The 19733-nt window shown below is 49.9% G+C and carries 11 protein-coding genes; 9 read left to right on the top strand and 2 right to left on the bottom strand.

Going from position 1 to position 19733, the window contains the following annotated elements:
- The first annotated feature begins 10 nt into the window (after positions 1 to 10).
- The 9 genes from JFC11_RS08640 (at position 11) to JFC11_RS08600 (ending at position 15892) form a co-directional block, all read left to right on the top strand.
- Positions 11 to 3145 carry a glycosyltransferase gene (locus JFC11_RS08640; protein ID WP_198349226.1) on the top strand — a complete coding sequence of 1045 codons (3135 nt, stop codon included), beginning with the start codon at positions 11 to 13 and terminating at the stop codon, positions 3143 to 3145.
- Between the two features lie 9 nt (positions 3146 to 3154).
- Positions 3155 to 5464 (top strand): glycosyltransferase family 2 protein, encoded by a 2310-nt coding sequence (locus JFC11_RS08635; protein WP_198349224.1) that lies wholly within the window; start codon positions 3155 to 3157, stop codon positions 5462 to 5464.
- Positions 5465 to 5500: 36 nt separating this feature from the next.
- Entirely contained in the window at positions 5501 to 7813 is a 2313-nt protein-coding gene (locus JFC11_RS08630) for a glycosyltransferase family 2 protein (RefSeq protein WP_198349223.1), read from the top strand.
- Positions 7814 to 7822: 9 nt separating this feature from the next.
- Positions 7823 to 8875, top strand: coding sequence for a glycosyltransferase family protein (locus tag JFC11_RS08625; RefSeq protein ID WP_198349220.1), 1053 nt, complete (start codon positions 7823 to 7825; stop codon positions 8873 to 8875).
- Between the two features lie 27 nt (positions 8876 to 8902).
- The gene (gene pgm / locus JFC11_RS08620) at positions 8903 to 10498 is read left to right on the top strand and encodes a phosphoglucomutase (alpha-D-glucose-1,6-bisphosphate-dependent) (protein ID WP_198349219.1); all 1596 of its coding nucleotides are present in this window, start codon (positions 8903 to 8905) and stop codon (positions 10496 to 10498) included.
- Positions 10499 to 10628: 130 nt separating this feature from the next.
- Positions 10629 to 11483: a UTP--glucose-1-phosphate uridylyltransferase gene (locus JFC11_RS08615; RefSeq protein ID WP_038485883.1), complete on the top strand. Its 855-nt coding sequence runs from the start codon at positions 10629 to 10631 to the stop codon at positions 11481 to 11483.
- A gap of 693 nt (positions 11484 to 12176) precedes the next feature.
- Positions 12177 to 13592, top strand: coding sequence for a sodium:solute symporter family protein (locus JFC11_RS08610; RefSeq protein ID WP_095603264.1), 1416 nt, complete (start codon positions 12177 to 12179; stop codon positions 13590 to 13592).
- A 167-nt stretch (positions 13593 to 13759) separates the two neighbouring features.
- Entirely contained in the window at positions 13760 to 14983 is a 1224-nt protein-coding gene (locus tag JFC11_RS08605; protein ID WP_198349217.1) for an NAD(P)/FAD-dependent oxidoreductase, read from the top strand.
- A 12-nt stretch (positions 14984 to 14995) separates the two neighbouring features.
- Positions 14996 to 15892, top strand: coding sequence for a LysR family transcriptional regulator (locus JFC11_RS08600; RefSeq protein WP_269769433.1), 897 nt, complete (start codon positions 14996 to 14998; stop codon positions 15890 to 15892).
- Positions 15893 to 16352: 460 nt separating this feature from the next.
- On the opposite strand, the gene JFC11_RS08595 is transcribed toward JFC11_RS08600, so the two are convergent.
- Both JFC11_RS08595 and JFC11_RS08590 read right to left on the bottom strand, forming a co-directional pair.
- Complete coding sequence (locus JFC11_RS08595; RefSeq protein WP_198349213.1) at positions 16353 to 17348, bottom strand: Csu type fimbrial protein; 996 nt, start codon at positions 17346 to 17348, stop codon at positions 16353 to 16355.
- 14 nt (positions 17349 to 17362) lie between these two features.
- A complete protein-coding gene (locus JFC11_RS08590) occupies positions 17363 to 19729 on the bottom strand; it encodes a fimbria/pilus outer membrane usher protein (RefSeq protein WP_198349212.1) in 2367 nt (788 codons plus the stop codon).
- Positions 19730 to 19733 lie beyond the last annotated feature (4 nt).

Below are 19733 nucleotides of genomic sequence, written 5' to 3'. Positions count from 1 at the left end.
ATAGGTTGCCATGCTCTCTTTTTTAGCTAAGTGGTTACGTAAGGCAAATACCGGTAAATCACTTGCCAGTGCCCCCCTTAAAAGTGCTTCTAAGGGAGGGCTTAACCAAGGGCTTAATAATGAGTTCCTTGATAACGATGTCTTTGATGCCCAGTGGTACCTGGCTGCGTATCCAGATGTGGCCAAGGCCGGTATCGACCCTTGGCAGCATTACCAGCACCATGGTAAGGCAGAAGGGCGCTTACCATGTCGCAATCAAGCCATTGGCTGGGGGCACGCGTTGTGGCGTGGGGCTGAAGCCGTTGTGTTGCCACGCTTGCAACGTTTACTTACTGCTAATAATGCAACGCCACTTGAGCGCTTAACCGCTCGTTGGGAGCTTGCTCGGTGGTACGCCTGGCAGGCGAACTGGTCAGCGGTGTTAGAGGTTCTGCTGCCGGAAGGGAAACTTCCGAATTTTGGCTTTGCTGGCCCAGCATTGCTGGTGGTAGACGCTTGCTGCCAGCAGTCTGACGATTCTTCTCAGTGTAAAAGCGCGTTAGCTCAGGCGCTCGTGTTTTTAGAAGCGCATTATCCAGGCCATGCTGATACCGCGTTAGCCAAGGCGAATGCGTTCAGTTTATCGAAAGAACGGTTAACTCCAGATACAGATCTGGAGCGTTTGGCGGTAATTAATCGCTATTTTCAGGCCCAGGGATTGCAGCCAATTACCTTAGCTGACCCCGAACAGCTGCTGCATTTGTATAATCTCGCGCCTGATTATTCCGATACTGACTTCGGTGGAGGCTTATCAAGCGGTAGTGGCGCTACTCCTCACCATTTACCTCACACCACTCACCCTTCACCCTTCACTCCTCACGTGAGCGTCATTATTCCGCTGTATAACGCGGAACGTACGATTACGATGGCGCTAACTAGCTTGTTTTGCCAACGCGACGTGCGCTTGGAAATTATCGTGGTGGACGATGCTAGCCCCGATAGTAGCGTTGCTAAGGTCGAACAGCTTCAGAACAGTTTGCCGCCAAATATAGAACTGGTGTTGCTGCGTCACTCCCATAATCAAGGAGCTTACGCTGCCCGTAATACGGGTATGGCGGCGGCCACTGCTCCATTTATTACCACCCACGATAGCGATGACTGGTCGCATCCTCAAAAGCTTTCGCTGCAATGCCGGGCGTTAATGGAACAACCGACCATAAAAGCCTGTTTGTCTCACTGGGTGCGGGTAACTCCTGAGCTTATGTTCCACCGTTGGCGGTTGGATGAGTACGGCTGGGTGTATCCAAACATGTCGTCGCTGATGTTCCGTCGTGAGGTGTTTGAAGCCCTGGGCTATTGGGATGGTGTAAAGGTCAATGCGGATACTGAATGGCGCTGGCGGGTAGAAGCCGCCTTCGGTGCAGGCAGCGTTAATGACGTGCTGCCATGCATACCGCTTTCCTTTGGACTCGCTGATAGTGGTTCGTTAAGCCAGCATGCCTCGTCTCATTTGGTGAGCCAATTCACCGGCGATCGTTTCCGCTATATGCAAGTGGCAGGGCGCTGGCATCAGTCGGCACAGGAGTTGAAACAGGGGTTGAGACAGGGGTTGAGACAGGGGCTGAATATGCCTATCGCGCCTACGGAGCGATTGTTTACCGCTCCGGCAGGCATGCTTCGAGAGACGGCTCCTCCGAATCCCCCACCAAGTGAGTTTGAGCTGGTGAGTGAGTCTGGCTTGTTAGATGCGGGCTGGTACCTTACCCGCTATATCGATTTGCAACAGACGCCGGTAGAGCCGTTAAGCCACTACATGGAAAGTGGTGCAGGCGAGGGGCGTGATCCTGGCCCAGGTTTTTCGACCTCTGGTTATATGCGCCGTTATCCGGAGGTTGCAGAAACTAACCTTAATCCGCTGGCTCATTTTCTAAGTGTGGGGCAGGCAAAGGGTTATCAGCCACTGCCCGAATGGCAGGGTAAGCGGACTTTTGCAAACCGGCCTACCGTAATGCTTTGTGCTCATCAGGCGGGCAGTACGCTGTTTGGCGCGGAACGCAGCCTGCTAGATGTGCTAGACGCGATGGGCGAACTGCGTTGGAACGTAGTGGTAACACTCCCGGAAGCCAGCAACGTGGCCTACGAACAGGCGCTGCTAACACGTTGTCGTGCACTGGTCGTAATGCCCTATGGTTGGTGGCAGGTAGGCAAACAAGCCGACCAGACAACGGTAGCCCAGTTTGAAGCGCTACTATCTCGCTATAACGTTAAGGCACTGCATGGCAATACGGCGGTGCTGCATGAGCCATACCTTGCGGCAAAGCGTGCAGGTATTCCTTCCCTTGTGCATGTGAGAGAACTGCCTGCCTTCGATGAGAGCTTATGTGCATTGCTCGGGGCGACGCCGAATGAGCTTGTGAACCACGTGCATCAGCTTGCAGATGTCGTTATCGTAAATTCTCAGTGTGTGGCTGAGGCGTTTTCATTGCCTGGCTCGTCTGCGCATCTTGCGATCGTACCTAACACTATTGATATGTTGCCCTTGCTTGCACTGCCAGACGTTGGCTTTACTCAGAAAAGCGGCGTTCGCGTGGGTATGTTGAGCAGTAATGTGGCTAAAAAAGGCTTGAAAGATGTAGAAGCAATGGCGGGTCATTTATTCACCTTGGCCCCAAGGGTTGAAGTAGTGCTGTTTGGTGCGCAAACGCCCGCTATTGATGACCTGCTGCGTCGTCAAACTCAAGGCAAAGCGCCTACTAATATACGTTTTGCGGGCTATGTGGAAAATCCTGAGGCAGCCTTGGCTCAGCTGGATATCGTGGTGAACCTATCTCGTTTCCAGGAGTCTTTTGGCCGTACTGTGTTAGAAGCGATGGCCGCGGCTAGGCCTGTTGTGGCGTATGATTGGGGCGCATTGGGTGAGCTTGTCGTTGCTGCTGAAAATGGCGATGCGACTACTGGCATATTAGTTCCTTTTGGTGACTCATTGATGGCTGCCCAGCAGGTGGCGATGTTGACGAATGATCCTGACCAGTGCAGGCAGCTAGGGCAGTCTGCTCGACACCGTGCACAAGCGTGCTTTAGCGCCGCTGAGCTACGCAAGGCTTTAGCCAACGCCTACGCACTCATCCAGCGCGATGAATTTTCTGATCTGGTATCGAATGACTAGGGGTTTTATTTGAAGCTTGCGATTGCTGCCATTGTTAAAAATGAATTAGACAGCTTGGTTGAGTGGCTGGCGTTCCATCTTGCGGTGGGGGCCAGCCATTTTTTAATGGCTGATAACGACAGTACTGATGGCACGAACGAATTCTTGTCGGTGCTTGCTGAGCAGGGCCTGGTAACACTGATTTCAGTGCCAACAGGAGAGACGCCTCCCCAGTTGCCTGCTTATCAAATGCTTTTAGAAAAATGCCCTAAAGGAATTGATTTAGTTGCTTTTATTGATGCTGATGAGTATTTGTTGCCGAGTCTTGAAGGGCAAACACTATTGGCGTGGCTAGAAGAGCGCTTTATTTCGCCTGACGTTGGCGCGCTAGGCTTGAATTGGGCCTGCTTTGGTTCCAATGGCGCAAAATTCCGTGAGGATGGGTTAGTTATTGAGCGCTTTACTCAGCGAGCTAATCAGGAATTCGGCCCCAATCATCATTTTAAAAGCGTGGTTCGTCCACGCTATGTTAAGCGCTTTGATAACCCTCACTATGCACGTTTAAAGCGTGGTCATTATATTAATAGCCTGGGACAACCCTTAGTCCCACGTGTAAACCAGCAAGGAAAACCGTGGTTTGGGTTAAGTGAGCATGTCACCTGGGAAGGTGCTCGCATTAACCACTATTTAGTGAAATCAGTTGAAGAGTTTGTGTTGGGTAAATCCAAACGGGGCAGTGCCACAACAGCTAACTATCATAAGCAGCGCGACTATTTTATGCGCCATGATCGCAACGATGTTGTGTGTCATTTAGCTGCTGAACTCGCGCCTAAGGTCAAAAAACAAATGAAATGGTTGCAGCAGCTTGCTGATAAAAAGCAAGCCATTAGCGGCTCGGAGACCAACGAGCAGGCTAGTAAAACACTTCCTACTGAGCCCTCTTCCGGCTCGGAGTTAACCCGCTGGCTGAAACGCCGCCTAAAAGAGTGGTCTTCCACTACCACAAGCGAACACCCACCCATAGAACGCTGGGCGCTGGATTATCCTTCAGAGCAGCGTGGTTCGCGCTTTCAGCCTTCTGGGCGGGTAGTTCAAGGTTGGCTGCTATTGCCGGAAAGTCTCATAGAAATGCATTCACAAGTTCGCATTGTGGCTGAGTGGCAGTCTGCTTTTGAGCTGTGCCATCCCCTTGAGATTGATCGTCCTGACGTTATTAAAAATATTTTTTGTGTGTCGGCGGACGATCACCCCCAGCGCATGTGCGGTTTTCGTTTTACGGTGCCCCCTAAGCTTGGCAGCTTTCGTTTATGGTTGGCACTTGAGGAAGCGCGTTGGCTACTGCAAGAAGTAACGGTTGATACTCAAGACGTGGAATCCGCAGAGCAACTGAAAGTGTTGCAAGGTAAGCAAGGTTGGCTGTTTTTGGATAACGACACTAATGGTAGCGTTGACCAGTTTATGGGGCGTATGCGCCTGACAAAAGCTGGCATACACGGTTGGGATAATTATCTCCATCAGCTTGAAAATGTTGCTGGTGAACTTCCTTGGGCATTGCTAGTGGCGCCTTCTAAAGAAAGCGTTATGGGGGCAAGCTATCACCCACGTGAAGAGGGCGCTTCTGGTCCCATGCATCAGGTGCTTAGTCTTAGTGCTTCTGATGGGGTGGTTTACCCTGTCAAGGAACTGAAAGCCTTGGGGGATGGAGCGTTTATTCCTACTGATACCCATTGGACCCATCAGGGGGCGTTGGCCGCAACGATTGCGCTAGCGGTGAAGCTGGGTGTCGAAAAGAAGGCCTGCATGGCGCTGTTTAAAAAAGATCGTTATAAAAATAGAGCGATGGGCGGTGATCTCGGTAATAAGCTAACCCCTAAGCAGACATCTAGCGTTGATGTGCTGGTTTCTTTTAGTCATTCTCGCTATAAAACCTACGATAACGGCTTGCCCAACTTTGGCCGATTACTGGTGATTGAGTATCCAGAGGCCTTGATAGCAGGCACGTGTTTGATTTTTGGTTCTTCCTCTAGCTACTCGATGTTTAACTATTTATGCCGTGTGTTTCAGCGCATTGTATTTGTGCATAGCGCGGGCAATGTAGATCCTGACCTAGTAAAAGCGGTTGCTCCAGCGTATTTAGCAACTCAGACCAATGCCCGTTTTGTGGTGCAGATACCGACGGTTACCCATAATCTGGATGAGGTGATTCACCAAAAGTGTGCACAGCTGGACGAGAAGGCGTTTGAAGGTGTTCATGAAAAGCGTATCATCGCATCAAATGATTATCTTCAAACCTTGGGGTTGCTGCGCTGGGAACAGATTGCCAGCAGCCATCTTGTGTAAGTGTTGCCTTGGTAACGGAATGGGTTAAGGATGGCGATGAGGCAACATATTGTCAGTTTAAAAGAAATGATGGCTGCTATTGGAAGGCACAGTGCTGTGCCCTCTTTTTGGCGGCGTAATCCCAGTATTCGTGTGGCCGCTGCACCTGCCTTTAAAAGTGAAGCAGCAGCAAATGTAAATACGCCCGTAAAGGCAAGTACCTACTGTGTTAGTGAAGGAGAAAAGCCTCTTCCCGGCTGGAATATGCTAGAACTGGACGGGCTAGGGGCAGATGCCCATGGCGCGGCCACGATTCTTTTCTATACCCGTAAAGGCATTCTCGAAACATCCGTTTCGCTGCGCCCTGGTAAGACCACTAAGCGAATTCTTTGGGTGCCGCTTGGGGTGAAAAAAATTGCCTTTTCGTTTCTCGCCAGTGAAGCAGCGTTGGCAAACTTAACGGCAGAGTGGGTGTGGTTAACACCTTGGTTCGCCCGAAGCCGCTTGGCGCGACGGTTGATCAATAACCACGTCAGTTATAAAGGCATGAGAACGCGCGACGTTGTGCGGCACTTTCACATTGAATCCGTTGCCCAAGGCCGCAATTGGCGTCGAATTGCCTTGGCGGAATATAACCAAACCCACGCAAAGCAGCATGTGTCTGAAGATTATGCGCGTTGGGTAAGTACCACCGAGAAAGAGATTGTTGAAGATCCTCAATCGATTATTGCGGGCCTGAAAACCGCGCCGCTATTCTCGATTATCATGCCGGTTACGCTGAGTGATTTAGAGCAGGGTGAAGCGCCTTTCATTGCCACCATTAACTCTTTAAAAGCACAAAGTTACTTTTTTTGGGAAGTCTTTATTGTGCTTTCCGCTGAGATCACCGATGCGCAGCGAAAAGCGTTAGAGCGTTATATTCCCACCACTAGCCGTATCAACTTGATCCATAGTTATCATCGCACCTTGGCAAAGTTAGACCATCAAGGGTTCATTCAAACCCAGGGCGATGGGGTCATGCGAATTAGCTGGGGCGACCAGTTAGCGAAGGAAGCATTATGTCAGCTGGCAAAAGCCTGGAATGATCATCCTGAGGCACAGCTGTTTTATAGTGATGAAGATGTACTGGGAGCAGATGGCAAACGCTGCAAGCCAAATTTCAAGCCTGGCTGGAATCCAGATTTGTTGCTTTCGACCAACTACATTGGTCGTGTAGCGCTCTACAAACGGCGGCTGCTGTGGCAACTGGAGTCTGAGCAGACGGATTTGCTGTCTCATCTGACCAGCCGAGCTGCGGTTGATTATGCGCTGGCACTCACCTTTATGATGTGGAAAGTGACTCACGGTAACGAAAAGTCGGTGTGTCATTTGCCTGCCATGTTGTATCACCGTAGTGAAGACTTTCCTCATCCGCTTCACCAGCAGGATGCTATTTCGTTGGTCAGCAGCGTATTGAAGCAGCAAGTGGCTAGTGCAAAAGCGGTAGTACACCCTGGTTTGTTGGAAACCTCAGTGCGAATTGAGTGGCCAATTCCTAATCCTGCGCCGCTAGTGAGCTTGTTAGTGCCTACTCGTAATGGCGTTGATATTTTACGACCATGTGTGGATGCCATTTTAGAGCGCACCGCCTACACTCATTTTGAGCTGCTGATTCTAGACAACCAGAGTGACTGCCCGGAAACCATTGCCTACATGGATGACGTAGCGAAGCGCGACCCGCGTGTTCGTGTATTGCATTGGGATCATCCGTTTAACTATTCAGCGATCAATAATTTTGGCGCGGCGCAGTCCCATGGCAGCATCATTGGGTTGATTAATAATGATGTAGAACCAGTCAATGAGCATTGGTTAACCGAGATGGTAAGCCAGGCCTGCCGCTCTGAAATTGGCTGTGTCGGGGCTAAACTCTACTACCCAAACGGTATGCTGCAGCATGGTGGGGTAATCCTTGGTTTGGGAGACGTAGCAGGCCATGCGCACCGCTTCTTCCCGCGTGAAAGTGATGGTTACGCTGGTCGTTTGAAGTTGGTCCAGAACTTATCTGCGGTGACCGCTGCTTGCTTGCTGCTGCGCAAGAATGTGTTCAATAACGTGGGCGGCTTAAACGAGAAGAAATTAAGCGTTGCCTATAACGATGTTGATTTGTGTTTAAAGGTTAGGCAAGCAGGTTACCGTAACCTGTGGTCTCCGTTTGCTGAACTTTACCACCATGAGTCTATCTCTCGCGGTGCCGACGATACACCTACTAAACGCGCCCGCTGGCTGAGTGAAGTTGCTTATATGCGCCGTACCTGGGGTAAGCACCTAGACAGCGACCCCGCTTACAATCCCAATTTAACGCTTGTGCATGAAGATTTTTCGCTCAAGTGAGGGGGTAGGGTGAGGAGTTACCACACGCGTTGGGTCGTGCTTAGCGATGGTGGCCTGCCGACTGAAGATATCTACTTTCTTGAGTCGGCTGCTCCGGCAATGCGAACTCAGGGTGCAATGATTGAGCGCGCTGTTACCTCGCGCTCTTTTGGTGCGGCTTGGCGTTATGGCCGCTCTTTTTTACACCAGTATGCTGGCGCAAATGTGTTGCTATGCCGCTCGCTGCCGTTGAGCTGGCTGCGCTGGCTAGAACGGCATCGCCAAGCATTTGGCTATATCGGTTATCTAATTGATGATGATATTGGGGCGGCGGCCAACGATCCCACTTTGCCGCCAGCTTACCGAAAGCGTATGGCGCGCGTTGCTAAGCTTCAGCCCCGTTTAATGGCATTAAGCAATGAAGTAATTGCTTGCAGCGCTGTTTTGGCTGAGCGTTTTCGTCCTCATCACCAGTGCGTATCAGTCTTAACGCCGCCTCTTATTGCTACGCTGCCAATAAAGACTCACTTTGAGTCATCTCCTTCATCCTCAGCACCGTGGCGAATTGGTTTCCACGGTACTCGAGCGCACCTGAATGACTTAATGCACATTGCTCCTGCACTGCAGGCTATTCAGCAAATTCGCAACGACACACAGCTTGAGCTGATGCTGGGTAAGCATACGCCAAAGGCCTTGGTAGAATTACCTAATGTTTTGGCACCAGACCCGCTACCTTGGCACGCTTTTCGCAGTTATCAGGCTAAGTGTCAGTTGCACATTGGTCTAGCGCCGTTATTAAACACACCCTTTAATCAGGGCAAGTCATTTATTAAGTTTCTCGATATAGCTGCGATGGGCGGAGTAGGTGTCTATTCTAATCGTTATCCTTATACCGATGTGGTGAGCGACGGGGTCAATGGGCTGTTGGTAGAAGATGTCCCAGAGGCTTGGCAAGCTGCTATTGAGCAGCTACTTAATAATCCAATGGCGACGGCTAAAATGGCGCAGCAGGCCGCAAAAGACGCCAGTGAAATCGGTAATCCGCAGCGTGCACTAAGGTTTTGGCAAGCGCGTGCGGATTAGCCAAATATTAATCAGGGAGCAAATAGAATGGATGCCATCGTTAAGGCGTTTTTTGATGAAACTCCAGATGCCAACATTGCAAAAGAGCGTGTGGCATTTGGAACCTCAGGTCACCGAGGGCGTGCTACAGATCGCACCTTTAACGCTGCGCACATTTTTGCGATTACTCAAGCGGTGGTTGATTACCGCTCTGAGGCAGGCTATCAGGGCCCTATGTTCCTTGGCTACGATACTCATGCACTTTCAAAACCCGCATGGGAGTGTGCGTTGCGGGTGCTGGCCGCCAATAAAGTGCCTGTATTCATTGAAAAAGATAATGGTATTACGGCTACACCACTGGTCAGTCGTGCAATTTTGCAGCATAACCAACTCAATCCTCAGGCAGCACCAGACACTGCGTTAGCCGATGGTTTGATTATTACCCCTTCCCATAATCCACCTGAAGATGGCGGTATTAAGTACAACCCGTCGCATGGCGGGCCAGCGGATACCGAAGCAACAAAATGGATTGAGCTTCGCGCCAATGCCTATTTGCTACGTCAGTTATGTGATATTTCACCGGTGCCGTTAGAGCAGGCGTTGGCGCATGCGCAAGCGTATGATTTCACCGCCCACTATGTAGCTCAGCTGGGCGAGGTGGTGGACATGGCTGCTATCCAAAACGCTAACCTCACTCTTGGCGTTGACCCCATGGGTGGAACAGCGCTGCCAGTATGGCAGGCAGTGGCTGAACACTATGGCTTGAATCTTGAGGTGGTCAATACATCAACAGATGCCAGTTTCGATTTTATGCCGTTGGATCACGACGGTAAGATTCGTATGGATTGCTCTAGCCCTGATGCCATGGCTAACTTGTTAAAGATCAAAGACCGCTTTGATCTCGCTTTTGGCAACGACCCTGACGCTGATCGCCACGGCATTGTGGATGCCAACGGGTTGATGAATCCGAATCACTTTTTAGCGGTGTGCGTGGACTATTTGATTGGCCATCGTCCTGAGTGGGCGGAAACGCTCAACATAGGTAAGACGCTGGTGTCTTCTTCGATGATTGATAGGGTTGTGGCTGCCCATCAACGTGAGCTTTATGAAGTGCCGGTTGGTTTTAAGTGGTTTGTTGAAGGGCTGCACCAGGGATGGCTTGCCTTCGGTGGTGAAGAGAGCGCTGGTGCGAGCTTGTTAACGCGCGATGGAAAGGCTTGGTCTACTGATAAAGACGGTATTGCGCTTTGCTTGTTAGCGGCTGAAATTACTGCGGTCACAGGGAAAACGCCCAGTGAGTACTACCGTTCATTAACCGAACGCTTCGGCGAGCCGTTCTACAAGCGCGTCGATACTGCCTGTACAGCTGAAGAAAAAGCAGCTTTTAAGAAGCTTACTGCTGACAGTGTTACGGAAACCACGTTAGCCGGTGACCCGATCACCGCGGTATTGGTTAATGCCCCCGGCAACGGCGCAGCCATTGGTGGTTTGAAGGCAACAACTGATAATGGTTGGTTTGCGGCCCGCCCCAGTGGTACTGAATCGCTCTATAAAGTGTACGCTGAAAGCTTCAAAGGCTCGCAGCATTTGGACGAGTTAATTGAAAGCGCCACCGCGCTGCTTTCTAGCGTGCTAAAGGAGTAAGTGTGACCTATTCGTTGGTTCCTAACGAGAGTTGTTACACCGCGCTACGGTAGGTGCGGAATATTTATTTTATCGGTTTTGCAGTGCGAGGTAAGCCCACAGCGCACCCGCAATAGAAAGGACGTTAATGATGACCCAAGTGCGTAAAGCGATTATTCCGGTAGCCGGTTTTGGCACACGCCTGCTACCCATCAGCAAGGCGATTCCCAAGGAGATGGTGCCCGTTGTGGATCGTCCGCTCATTCAACACGTGGTGGAAGAAGCGCTGGCGGCGGGTATTAATGAAATCATTCTGGTAACTCGGGCTGGGAAATCAGCCATTGAAGATCATTTTGATGCTCACTTTGAACTTGAGCATTCATTAGCCAGTAAAGGCAAGAGTGCGTTGCTGGAGACGCTATCGGCCATTTCACCCAAAAAACTCAAAGTGACCAGCGTTCGCCAACCAAATGCAAAAGGCTTGGGCCATGCGATTTTCTGTGCCGCGCACCTGTTAGACAAAGACGAGCCATTTGCCGTCATCCTTCCTGATGTGCTGGTGAAGCCACAAGTTGGCAGTACGGCTTGTGATCTGGGCAGCATGGTAGAGCGTTGGAATACAAATAGCGCTTCGCAAATCATGGTGGAAGCGGTGCCTAAGGAAGACGTTTATCGTTATGGCATTGTGGACTGTGATGAGCCTGCTGCCGGTGAGAGCGCCAACATGCGCGGTGTTGTAGAGAAGCCGACGCCTGAAGAAGCGCCTTCACGCCTTTCGGTTATTGGCCGCTATGTGCTGCCATATCGCATTATGGAGCTGCTGTGTGACCAGCCACCTGGTGCGGGTAATGAAATCCAGCTAACGGATGCCATCGATCGCTTGATGCAGGAAGGTAAAACCGTACAGGCGTTCCGTATGCATGGCCGCACCTTCGATTGTGGTCATATTGAAGGCTGGCTGCAAGCTAACACTACGCTTGCTCGCGAAGCAGGTTATGACGTGTAAGGTCAACGGCCAATAATATTGCTAAAAGAAGCCGCTCAGTTCACCCTGCAGCGGCTTTTTTCTTGCCATTAACACTACTATTCCCACCGTTCTGTCATTCCCGCATGCCCTTAGCGGGAATCCAGTTTGATTCAGGCGTTCGGTGGCCCAGCGGGTAAGGTCAAGGTGGATTCCCGATAACCCCACTCGGGAATGACGGTTGTGTGGGGAGCCGATATTTTGGGGTCGAGAAGAGCCTTGCCGGGATCTCATGCTCTGGTTCGCTTTGGTAGGTAAGACAGAGAGGGGACCGGCGCTAGCCCTCCTGTCTCTACCTTGTGATCTAAAGTGCTGCGCTTATTCTATGAATCCAGGCTAAAAGTACTAGGTTTTTCGCGCTTACTGATAAAGAAAATTAGGTGATAACTATCTTGACACTGGAGGTTGCTAGTTAAAGATATTAATTTAACTAAATTCCAACCTGTATAGTGAAATCTTATTTGATGCTAAGTTATTCATAAAAAATACAACATGTTGTTCGTTTTTTGAGAGATTGTATTATTTTTGTTTGCTGCAATATTTTTATAATATGTGTTTTTTTTGATTCTTGAAGGTATAGCTTCATGTTATAGGTTAATAATCTTAATGGGCTTTCAAGTTATGAGTAATGGCCATAAAATGTTCGGACATCAATAAACAATAAACGGGTGTTCTATGAGCAATATTGACTGGGCTATGATAGCCCTGTATTTCCTGCTTATGATTGGCATAGGGGTTTATAGTGCTTTCAGAGTAAAAGATAGCGATGACTTCGCCGTTGCAGGGAATAAAATAATTTGGCCAGTACTTTTCGCTACGCTCTCTGCGTCTTTTTTAGGCGGCGGTTCAAGTATGGGAAGGGCTGGACAGACTTTTAACGATGGATACGTATTTCTCTTTGCAGCGTCTGGATTTACTATTCAAACATTCCTAACCGGTTGGTTAATCGCACCAAAGTTAAAACGCTATCCCGGCGCTCAAACGTTGGGCGATATAATGGAAGTTCATTATGGTGGGTTTGCGCGTTTGCTTAGTGCGGTTTTATCTTTAGTGTTTTGTATAGGCATACTGGGCGCTCAAGCACTTGCCATCGGTACTATCTTCCAAGCAATTCTAGGCATCAGTATTACTGCTGGAATTTTGATCGGTATGTGTATTGTAATGGTCTACTCGGTGGCTGGTGGTATGTGGGCAGTCATTCAGACTGACGTAATTCAGTTCATGCTTCTAGGCATCTTCTTGCCTGTCACGCTCATCATCGGTCTATATCAGATCGGTGGGCCTGCTGAATTAGTCGCAGCTCTACCAGTGGGGCACTTCAGCGTTATAGGTAGTTATGAAATTGCAACATTTATAACAATATTTGTTGCCTTTATGCTCGGGGAGGCGCTTGTTCAGCCCTATGCCCAACGTGCTTTCTGCGCGCCAGATCCTAAAAATGCGCAGAAAGGGTACATGCTCTCAGGTTTGTTTGGTTTACTTTTCTTCACTATTACAGCCACTCTGGGTCTAGTCGCTGTTGTTCTATTCCCAGATATTGCACCAGATCAAGCACTGCCTACATTAGTCAAGAGTATCTTACCTATTGGTGTCACAGGGTTGGTGTTAGCCGCACTATTGGCGGTAGTTATGTCAACGGCCGACTCTTACTTGAACTCAACAGCTGTTGTCTTTGTAAGAGACATATACTCTAAGCATGTAAATACCAAGGCGACCTCTAAACAGCATTTGAAGATTGAGCGTTGGGTTAGCTTGATAGTGGGCGTTGCCGCTACTCTATTCGCCTTAACAGCGACCTCTATCGTAGATGCTCTACTCATGAGCTATGCGCTATGGGCGCCTACCATGATTATTCCTCTTATCGGTGCGGTTCTATTTGACGTAATGAGTAAACGTGCCGCTATTTCAGCCATCGTTCTTGGTGGAGCAACCACAGCACTATGGAATTGGGGGCCATTTCCGCTTCAGGAGTTAACCGGATTTACGCCTCTACTTGCTGGTGTGTCTGTGAACCTAATAGTTTTTGTACTGCTTGCGATTACTGACAAAAAAGTTATTAGTATCAATACTGTTCTGGGGAGTAAGTCATGATTTTGTACTCAGCGGTTATCTACACTTTCAGCGCTCTATGTATTGCTACTTCTTTATATATTGGGATTGTTAGTCTCAAGTTTTATATAGATGATGCAAAAAATATAAAATAAACAATAGTGCGGATGAGCAATGCTTTTCCGCACTGCTTTTGGAAGAATAAAGTTATGGATTATACTGTCATTGTAGTCGGTGCTGGTGTTGTAGGGCTGAGTAGTGCTATTTCACTTGTAAAGATGGGATATGATACTTGCTTAATCGACAAAGGTCTCCCAGGGGCAGACACATCCTATGGCAATGCGGGTATCATCGCTAATTATGCTGTTATGCCATTAATTACCCCCAGCTTGCGAAAAAACTTAGTACCAATGGTGCTTGATAAAAATAGTCCTCTATCTATTCGTTCAAGCTACGCGCTGAAATTATCGAAGTTTGGTAAGTATTTCTTACGTGCTACGAGGCAGCGAGAATGGGAGTCGAGCGGTTACAGTATGGGGTCAATGATGAAGGATGCCTGGAACTGCTGGGAAAACTTGCTCGATGATGCAGGCTGTGCATCTTTAGTAAAGTCGTCTGGCGTTGTCGTTGCATTTGATAAACCCGGCACCTTTCAGGACTTTATGAAAATTGAAGCACAGTACAAAAAAGCTTTTAATATCCCATACTCTATCTTGAGTAGTAACGAAGTAAAGGAGAATGTCATAGGGCTAAGGAGTCATTATAGTGGTGGCGTTTTTTATCCAGACGCTCGCTTTTCTACTGATCCTTATGAATTAAGTAAAAAACTATTTGACCATTATTTATCTATTGGTGGCAGGTTTCAGAAATCTGAAATTGAAACAGTGCGAACGATAGAGGGTGGGCAAGCTGTCACTGCTAAAGGTGGTGAGTTTTGTGCGAAACATGTAGTTCTTGCAACAGGTACCTTTACCGGATACCTGCTAAAAAAAATGGGGATAGATTTGCCCATCGTATCTGAACGCGGCTACCATGCGATTGTTGACGAGCCAATTGAAATATCTCGGCCTGTAGGGCTAGCTAATCATGGTGTTTTTGCTACTCCTATGAATGGGGGCATAAGAATTGCTGGATTATCAGAGTTTGCGTCGCATAATGCGCCGGTGAACAACGATCGAATAACTCAACTTGATAGGATTGCGAAGCGTCACTTAGGAGCAGGTGTTCGCGAACCATGGGTAGGGGCTAGGTCTACCACACCGGATGGTGTTCCCTATGTTGGTGGTTTGCGGCATCACCCTGGGCTTTGGGTCAATACGGGGCATGGTCACTTGGGGTTGACCCTTGCGGCAGTCACGGCTAAGACTCTTACTGACGAGATAAAGTCAGGCTTTAATATGTTAAATCCACTTTCCCCACACCGACACCTTTAGCAGCCCCACAATATGTTAAATCCCCGACAATTAACGTTGTTTCAAGCGATTGCCATGACTGGAAGTATCAGTGGCGCAGCCAGACAGTTGGGTATATCACAGCCTGCAGCGAGTAACATGCTGGGCAGGCTAGAAGAAACGGTTGGTTTTGTATTATTTAAACGAATGAAAGGTAAGCTGGAGATTACTCCTGAGGGGGCGACACTTCTAATTGAGGTGACGCATGCCTTGGATGTGCTGAATACCTTGGAAATTAGGGTTGATCAGCTAGCCAAGTTAGAGTACGGAATGCTGACAGTAGGAGCGCTAGGTTGGGTGTCCATGGGGGTGTTGCCTTACGTAATTTCCGAATTTATGCGAGAACATCCTGGCATCAATGTTTCGCTCCAAACGCATGCCTCAACGAAAGTTATAGATGCGGTCCTCGCCGGGCATTTTGACATAGGTGTTGTAGAGACGCCGTCGCCAACATCATCGCTAAGAATAACGCCTTTTCAAGTCAATTTGATTGCCGTGTTGCCCAACAAAAGTGATCTTTTTGAATTGGAAACGTTGACGCCGCAGCATCTAAGTGGTCTTCCACTGGTTACATTAGATCGTAGGCATGCAACAACCCAGCGTTTAGTACAAAATTTTAATTTAGTTGGTGCTGAATGTAATATTGTCGCTGAATCACATCTTTTTTCGCCAGCGTTAATCATGTGCCAGGAGGGTGTGGGTATAGCGATTGTCGCTGAGCATACTGCAAAACAGCACCAAATCGAGAGCCATAGGTTAAAGAAGCTGTCGCCATTAATACCATTTCCTATCTCTGTTATTACTGCAAGATACCGACCGCGATCGCGAATCTCTCATGCATTTGAAAGATATCTGATGCAGTATATGGAGAATATTTCTATTCGTTGTTAGTGCTGGACTTGATTGTTGTAAGAGTTTCTATCTACGATAAATGCTATTTTTTGTTTAATTTTTGATGTTGTAGAGAAAACGTGCACCTGGTAAAGAATCCTTCTGTTTAATAAATTGCCAAAGTGAAAATTATCTTTCCTAAGTTTCGGTGAATTACTCCAGTGCGGCATTCGATAAAGCCATTTGTAATGGCAATGGTTGGGGCGGTTGCATAGTAATAATAGTATTAGGCTGCCAAACAACCGGAAGCAGCAGATTCAGTTAGATTCGCGGTAATCCCCCTGTAAAATAATCGTGTTGCTTACGTGGCCATGACGCGGGTGCCTCATTCGCTCGTCCCTCGCGAGATTCGTTACGCCGCGCTACGGTAGGTGCCGTAGGCTGATTTAGAGCGGTGTTTGTAGCGCGGTGTAAGCGTCAGCGCACCCGCAGGGGATTTTGGGTTCGAAAAGCGCCTTGGCTAAAAAATAACATCGACAACAATCATATCGGTGTAGGTACCTGCCGGTGGTGTGTTTTGCCCCGGTAGAATGTCGCCTCGGTAAGTGAAGCCCTGGCTTGTTATGCCACTAGGTGTGCCGGGGTTGGTGTCGGCGGAGGAGGAGGGGCGTCGTTCGCTGCCAGTACTGCCCCAGCGGTCGTTGCCGGTAGTGCCTTTGTAAAGTTGGTATTCCAGGTAGTGACCATTGTTCTCCATGCGGCGGATGTTGGCAGCAGGATGCTGACCATCGCTCAATCCTACTGAGTAGTCGCTGCCTTTTGTGCAGGTAATATCGATGGTTTGCGTTACTGGGTTGAATCCGGCGACCAGTGGGGAGCTTCCGAAATTCAGGTCGGGTGCTTGAATGGCGCAGTCTGGAGTGACAGTCAGGTTAATGGTGATGGTGTTGGTGCCCGAGCCGGTACGATAGCTGAGACACACAAGTACACCTAGATTACAGATGCGCCAGTTCCAATTGACAGTCAAGGTGTCGGTGTACGTGCCAGCGGCTACATTGGCCGTGGGTTGGGTGCGAAACTCCATGGGGATGTCGACGCTTTGGCCGCCAAGCAGGCCGAGCAGGTCGATGAGTACAGAGTTGAAATAGTTGTAGGTCGTGTTGAGAAAGATCTCTTCATTCTCTGAAGCCAGCGCGAAGATGCGAAAAGGTATGGCATCACCGCTGGCAACATTGACCAGCTCCCCTTGGTTAGCACTAGTGACCGTTGCGCGAATCCATTGGTCAGACACAACCGCGAGCCCTAGAACAGACCCCTGGCAAACAGCATCCGCATTGGGTTGGGCGGATGTGTCGCGTGGTGTATTAGTGATGGCAAAGGAACTGATGTTACCAAAGTTAGCGCTGGTGCTTGGGCTTACCGTGCACGCCCAAGCCTTAGGCGTAATCAATAACAAAACCAGCAATAGAGCTCCGGCCAGCCAGCGGTGATAGCAGCGATGAGTTGTGAGTGGCATTGGTTGGCGCTCCTCTAAGTACAGGGTTTAGGCCCTAGCTGCTGGATATCATCGATGTGGGTATCAATAGATAGGCTGAGTACGCACGCACTACCGTCGGGCAGTGTCACTTGTAATTGGTTGTCACTCTGTAGGCCTTTGAGATACGTCAGTCCATCCCAGCCCACCAGCGCGCTTGAACCGTTGTCAGTGATAACACGAGAGCCTAACGGCAGTGGCTCGCCTTGCCTGTCTAGAATGGCCATCGTTGCGGCAATAACACGTTCAACCGGGAAGCGCAGCAGGTAGCCGCTACCTGGGTTTACCGCTACGCGCTGCTCAATTGTTGGGACATTGAGGTTGGCGGAAAGAGCCAGTGGGTCGATCTCGTATTTACCAGCGTAGTAGGCACGGGCCCAGGGGACGAGTAGGTGGCCGCTATCACGGGTATGGCCGACTAATTGATTCTCGTAGCGAACCGGCACGCCTGCCTGGCCATCGGTACTGACGACGACAAATCCATCGCGCACGTAATTGGTCGCGAACCACTGATTGTCCATGTATACCAGCGATCCTCTGGCATCGGCATAGCGTGTGTCATTGTCGTCGGTGCCGAAAATGCCACCTCGTAATTCAGTGGAAGCTCCCCGCCAAGCCACTTCAGCCTGACGGTAACTGCTTTCGGTGTCGCGGTGTTCATAGGCGAGGTTCCAGCCCCAGCCGCCTTGTATGGGTGGGGTGTGGGCATATTGGACTCTGCTGGTCATTTCTCCGTTATTGTCTCGGCGTACGCTGGTGCTTAATGTGCCAGGACGGCTGCTTAGCGGCACTGTTATCTGGGCTAGGGTGTTCCAGCCGCCGCCTATCTCACGGTTGGCAGAGAGCGAGAGATGCATGCGATCCCATAGAGAGCGGTTGTACGACAGGTTAAACAGCTGAGTACGGCTATCGTCACCGGTCTGGATGTCAAAGTAACCGCCAGCAAGCGACCCATGCGTGCCAAGGTTTAATCCCCCGGTAAACTGGGTAACTTTCCGCTGCGTATTTTCGCGTGTCGCGCTGTGAATGTGGCGAGATAGATCGGTGAAACCAGCCTGCTCTACTTGGTGGCGCAGAGCGATGTTAAAGCGGCGACTCCGGTAGCGGTATCCGGCCGTGTAGGCATTACCGGTGACGCCTTCGCTGCGGCTTTGGCGGTAGGCTGTCTCTAGCGTGCCTAGCTGCCATAAGCCAAACGTGCCGCCAGCGCCTGCAGTGATTAAATCGTCGCTGACTTCAGTTTGCAATTCCATGGTGAATTGATTGTTGATGCCGCGCCGATAGCTACCGGTGGCGGCCATTCCGCTATAGGCAAAATCACGCTGGCCGAAGTGGCGGCGCTGGGAACCTGCACTGAAACTGAAGGTGCTTAAACCGGGTTGTAGCAGTTCGCTGGAAACGTAAAACGGCAGGCTAGTGGAAACTCGTCTTCCCAGGCTATCGGTGGTCACAATGGTGGCTTCGCCAGCGCCGGTGACCATGGGCATATTGGTGACAGTGAAGGGGCCCGGCGCTAGTTCCATTGAGGATTGCTGCGCGCCATCGATGAACAGATCGAGGGTCGTGGGAATCGCTACTTCGCCGCTGAACTCAGGTAGTGGGTGGGTGATGATATCGGGACGAAGGGCAAAGTTTCGAGAAACCTGAATGCCGCCAAGACGAACTGCATTTGTCCAACCCAGTGGTCTGGTGATGACGTCTCCTGCGCTGTACTGAAGCATCCGCTGTTGATCGGCGTACTCCCAGCGGGTGTCGAAGCGCCGGTAGCCGTTGTCTTGTCCACTCTCTCCCGTCACTATCTCGCGGTAAATGCCAGAGGTGCTTAGTGTCCCCGCTGCACCAAACAGTCGCGCTTCGTGCCCTAAGCTGGCAAGTGTCGCGCCACCCTGAGTGTCGCTGATATAAGCGTCGTAGTTAAGCAGTGCGCCAGGACTGGTGTTAAGTGCGAATGTCTCGTTTTGAGGTAAATTAGTATGAAACTGATGTGGTAGCCAATGGGAAGGTACTTCCAGATATAGCCGTTGGCTGGGGCTGTGATAGCGCGCTTCTAATTCATCTAATTGGCTGATATTAATGATGTTATCTTGACGCTGCAGGTGTTCATTAGGAAGGCCTAGTTTTTGGAGTACCTCACGCTTGATGAACAGTTCGCCATTCTGCTGGGTAACGTGCTCGATACGCTGGGTGGAGCGTTGATTGACGATGATCTCTAGGTAGAGTTCCGAAACTGCCTGGAGATCGCCCGCGCGTGGCGGTGGCGGCAATGCCTGGCCGATAGCAGGAAAAGACACCGCCGTTAAAAGTAAAGCGCAACTGCCCAACATGAGCCATGCCGGGAAATGCCAATGGATACGCGGGAGCATGCTG

Origin of the sequence: Vreelandella alkaliphila (assembly GCF_016107625.1) — a bacterium.
GTDB classification, from domain to species: Bacteria; Pseudomonadota; Gammaproteobacteria; order Pseudomonadales; family Halomonadaceae; genus Vreelandella; species Vreelandella alkaliphila.
Note: the sequence above shows the minus strand (reverse complement) of the source record. Positions and strands in the feature narration are given on the sequence as shown.

Excerpts from the sequence above, each read along its gene's own strand:
- JFC11_RS08640 (WP_198349226.1), top strand. The coding sequence starts at position 11 with ATGCTCTCTTTTTTAGCTAAGTGGTTACGTAAGGCAAATACCGGTAAA.
- JFC11_RS08630 (WP_198349223.1), top strand. The coding sequence starts at position 5,501 with ATGAGGCAACATATTGTCAGTTTAAAAGAAATGATGGCTGCTATTGGA.
- pgm (WP_198349219.1), top strand. The coding sequence starts at position 8,903 with ATGGATGCCATCGTTAAGGCGTTTTTTGATGAAACTCCAGATGCCAAC.
- JFC11_RS08615 (WP_038485883.1), top strand. The coding sequence starts at position 10,629 with ATGACCCAAGTGCGTAAAGCGATTATTCCGGTAGCCGGTTTTGGCACA.
- JFC11_RS08610 (WP_095603264.1), top strand. The coding sequence starts at position 12,177 with ATGAGCAATATTGACTGGGCTATGATAGCCCTGTATTTCCTGCTTATG.
- JFC11_RS08605 (WP_198349217.1), top strand. The coding sequence starts at position 13,760 with ATGGATTATACTGTCATTGTAGTCGGTGCTGGTGTTGTAGGGCTGAGT.
- JFC11_RS08600 (WP_269769433.1), top strand. The coding sequence starts at position 14,996 with ATGTTAAATCCCCGACAATTAACGTTGTTTCAAGCGATTGCCATGACT.
- JFC11_RS08595 (WP_198349213.1), bottom strand. The coding sequence starts at position 17,348 with ATGCCACTCACAACTCATCGCTGCTATCACCGCTGGCTGGCCGGAGCT.
- JFC11_RS08590 (WP_198349212.1), bottom strand. The coding sequence starts at position 19,729 with ATGCTCCCGCGTATCCATTGGCATTTCCCGGCATGGCTCATGTTGGGC.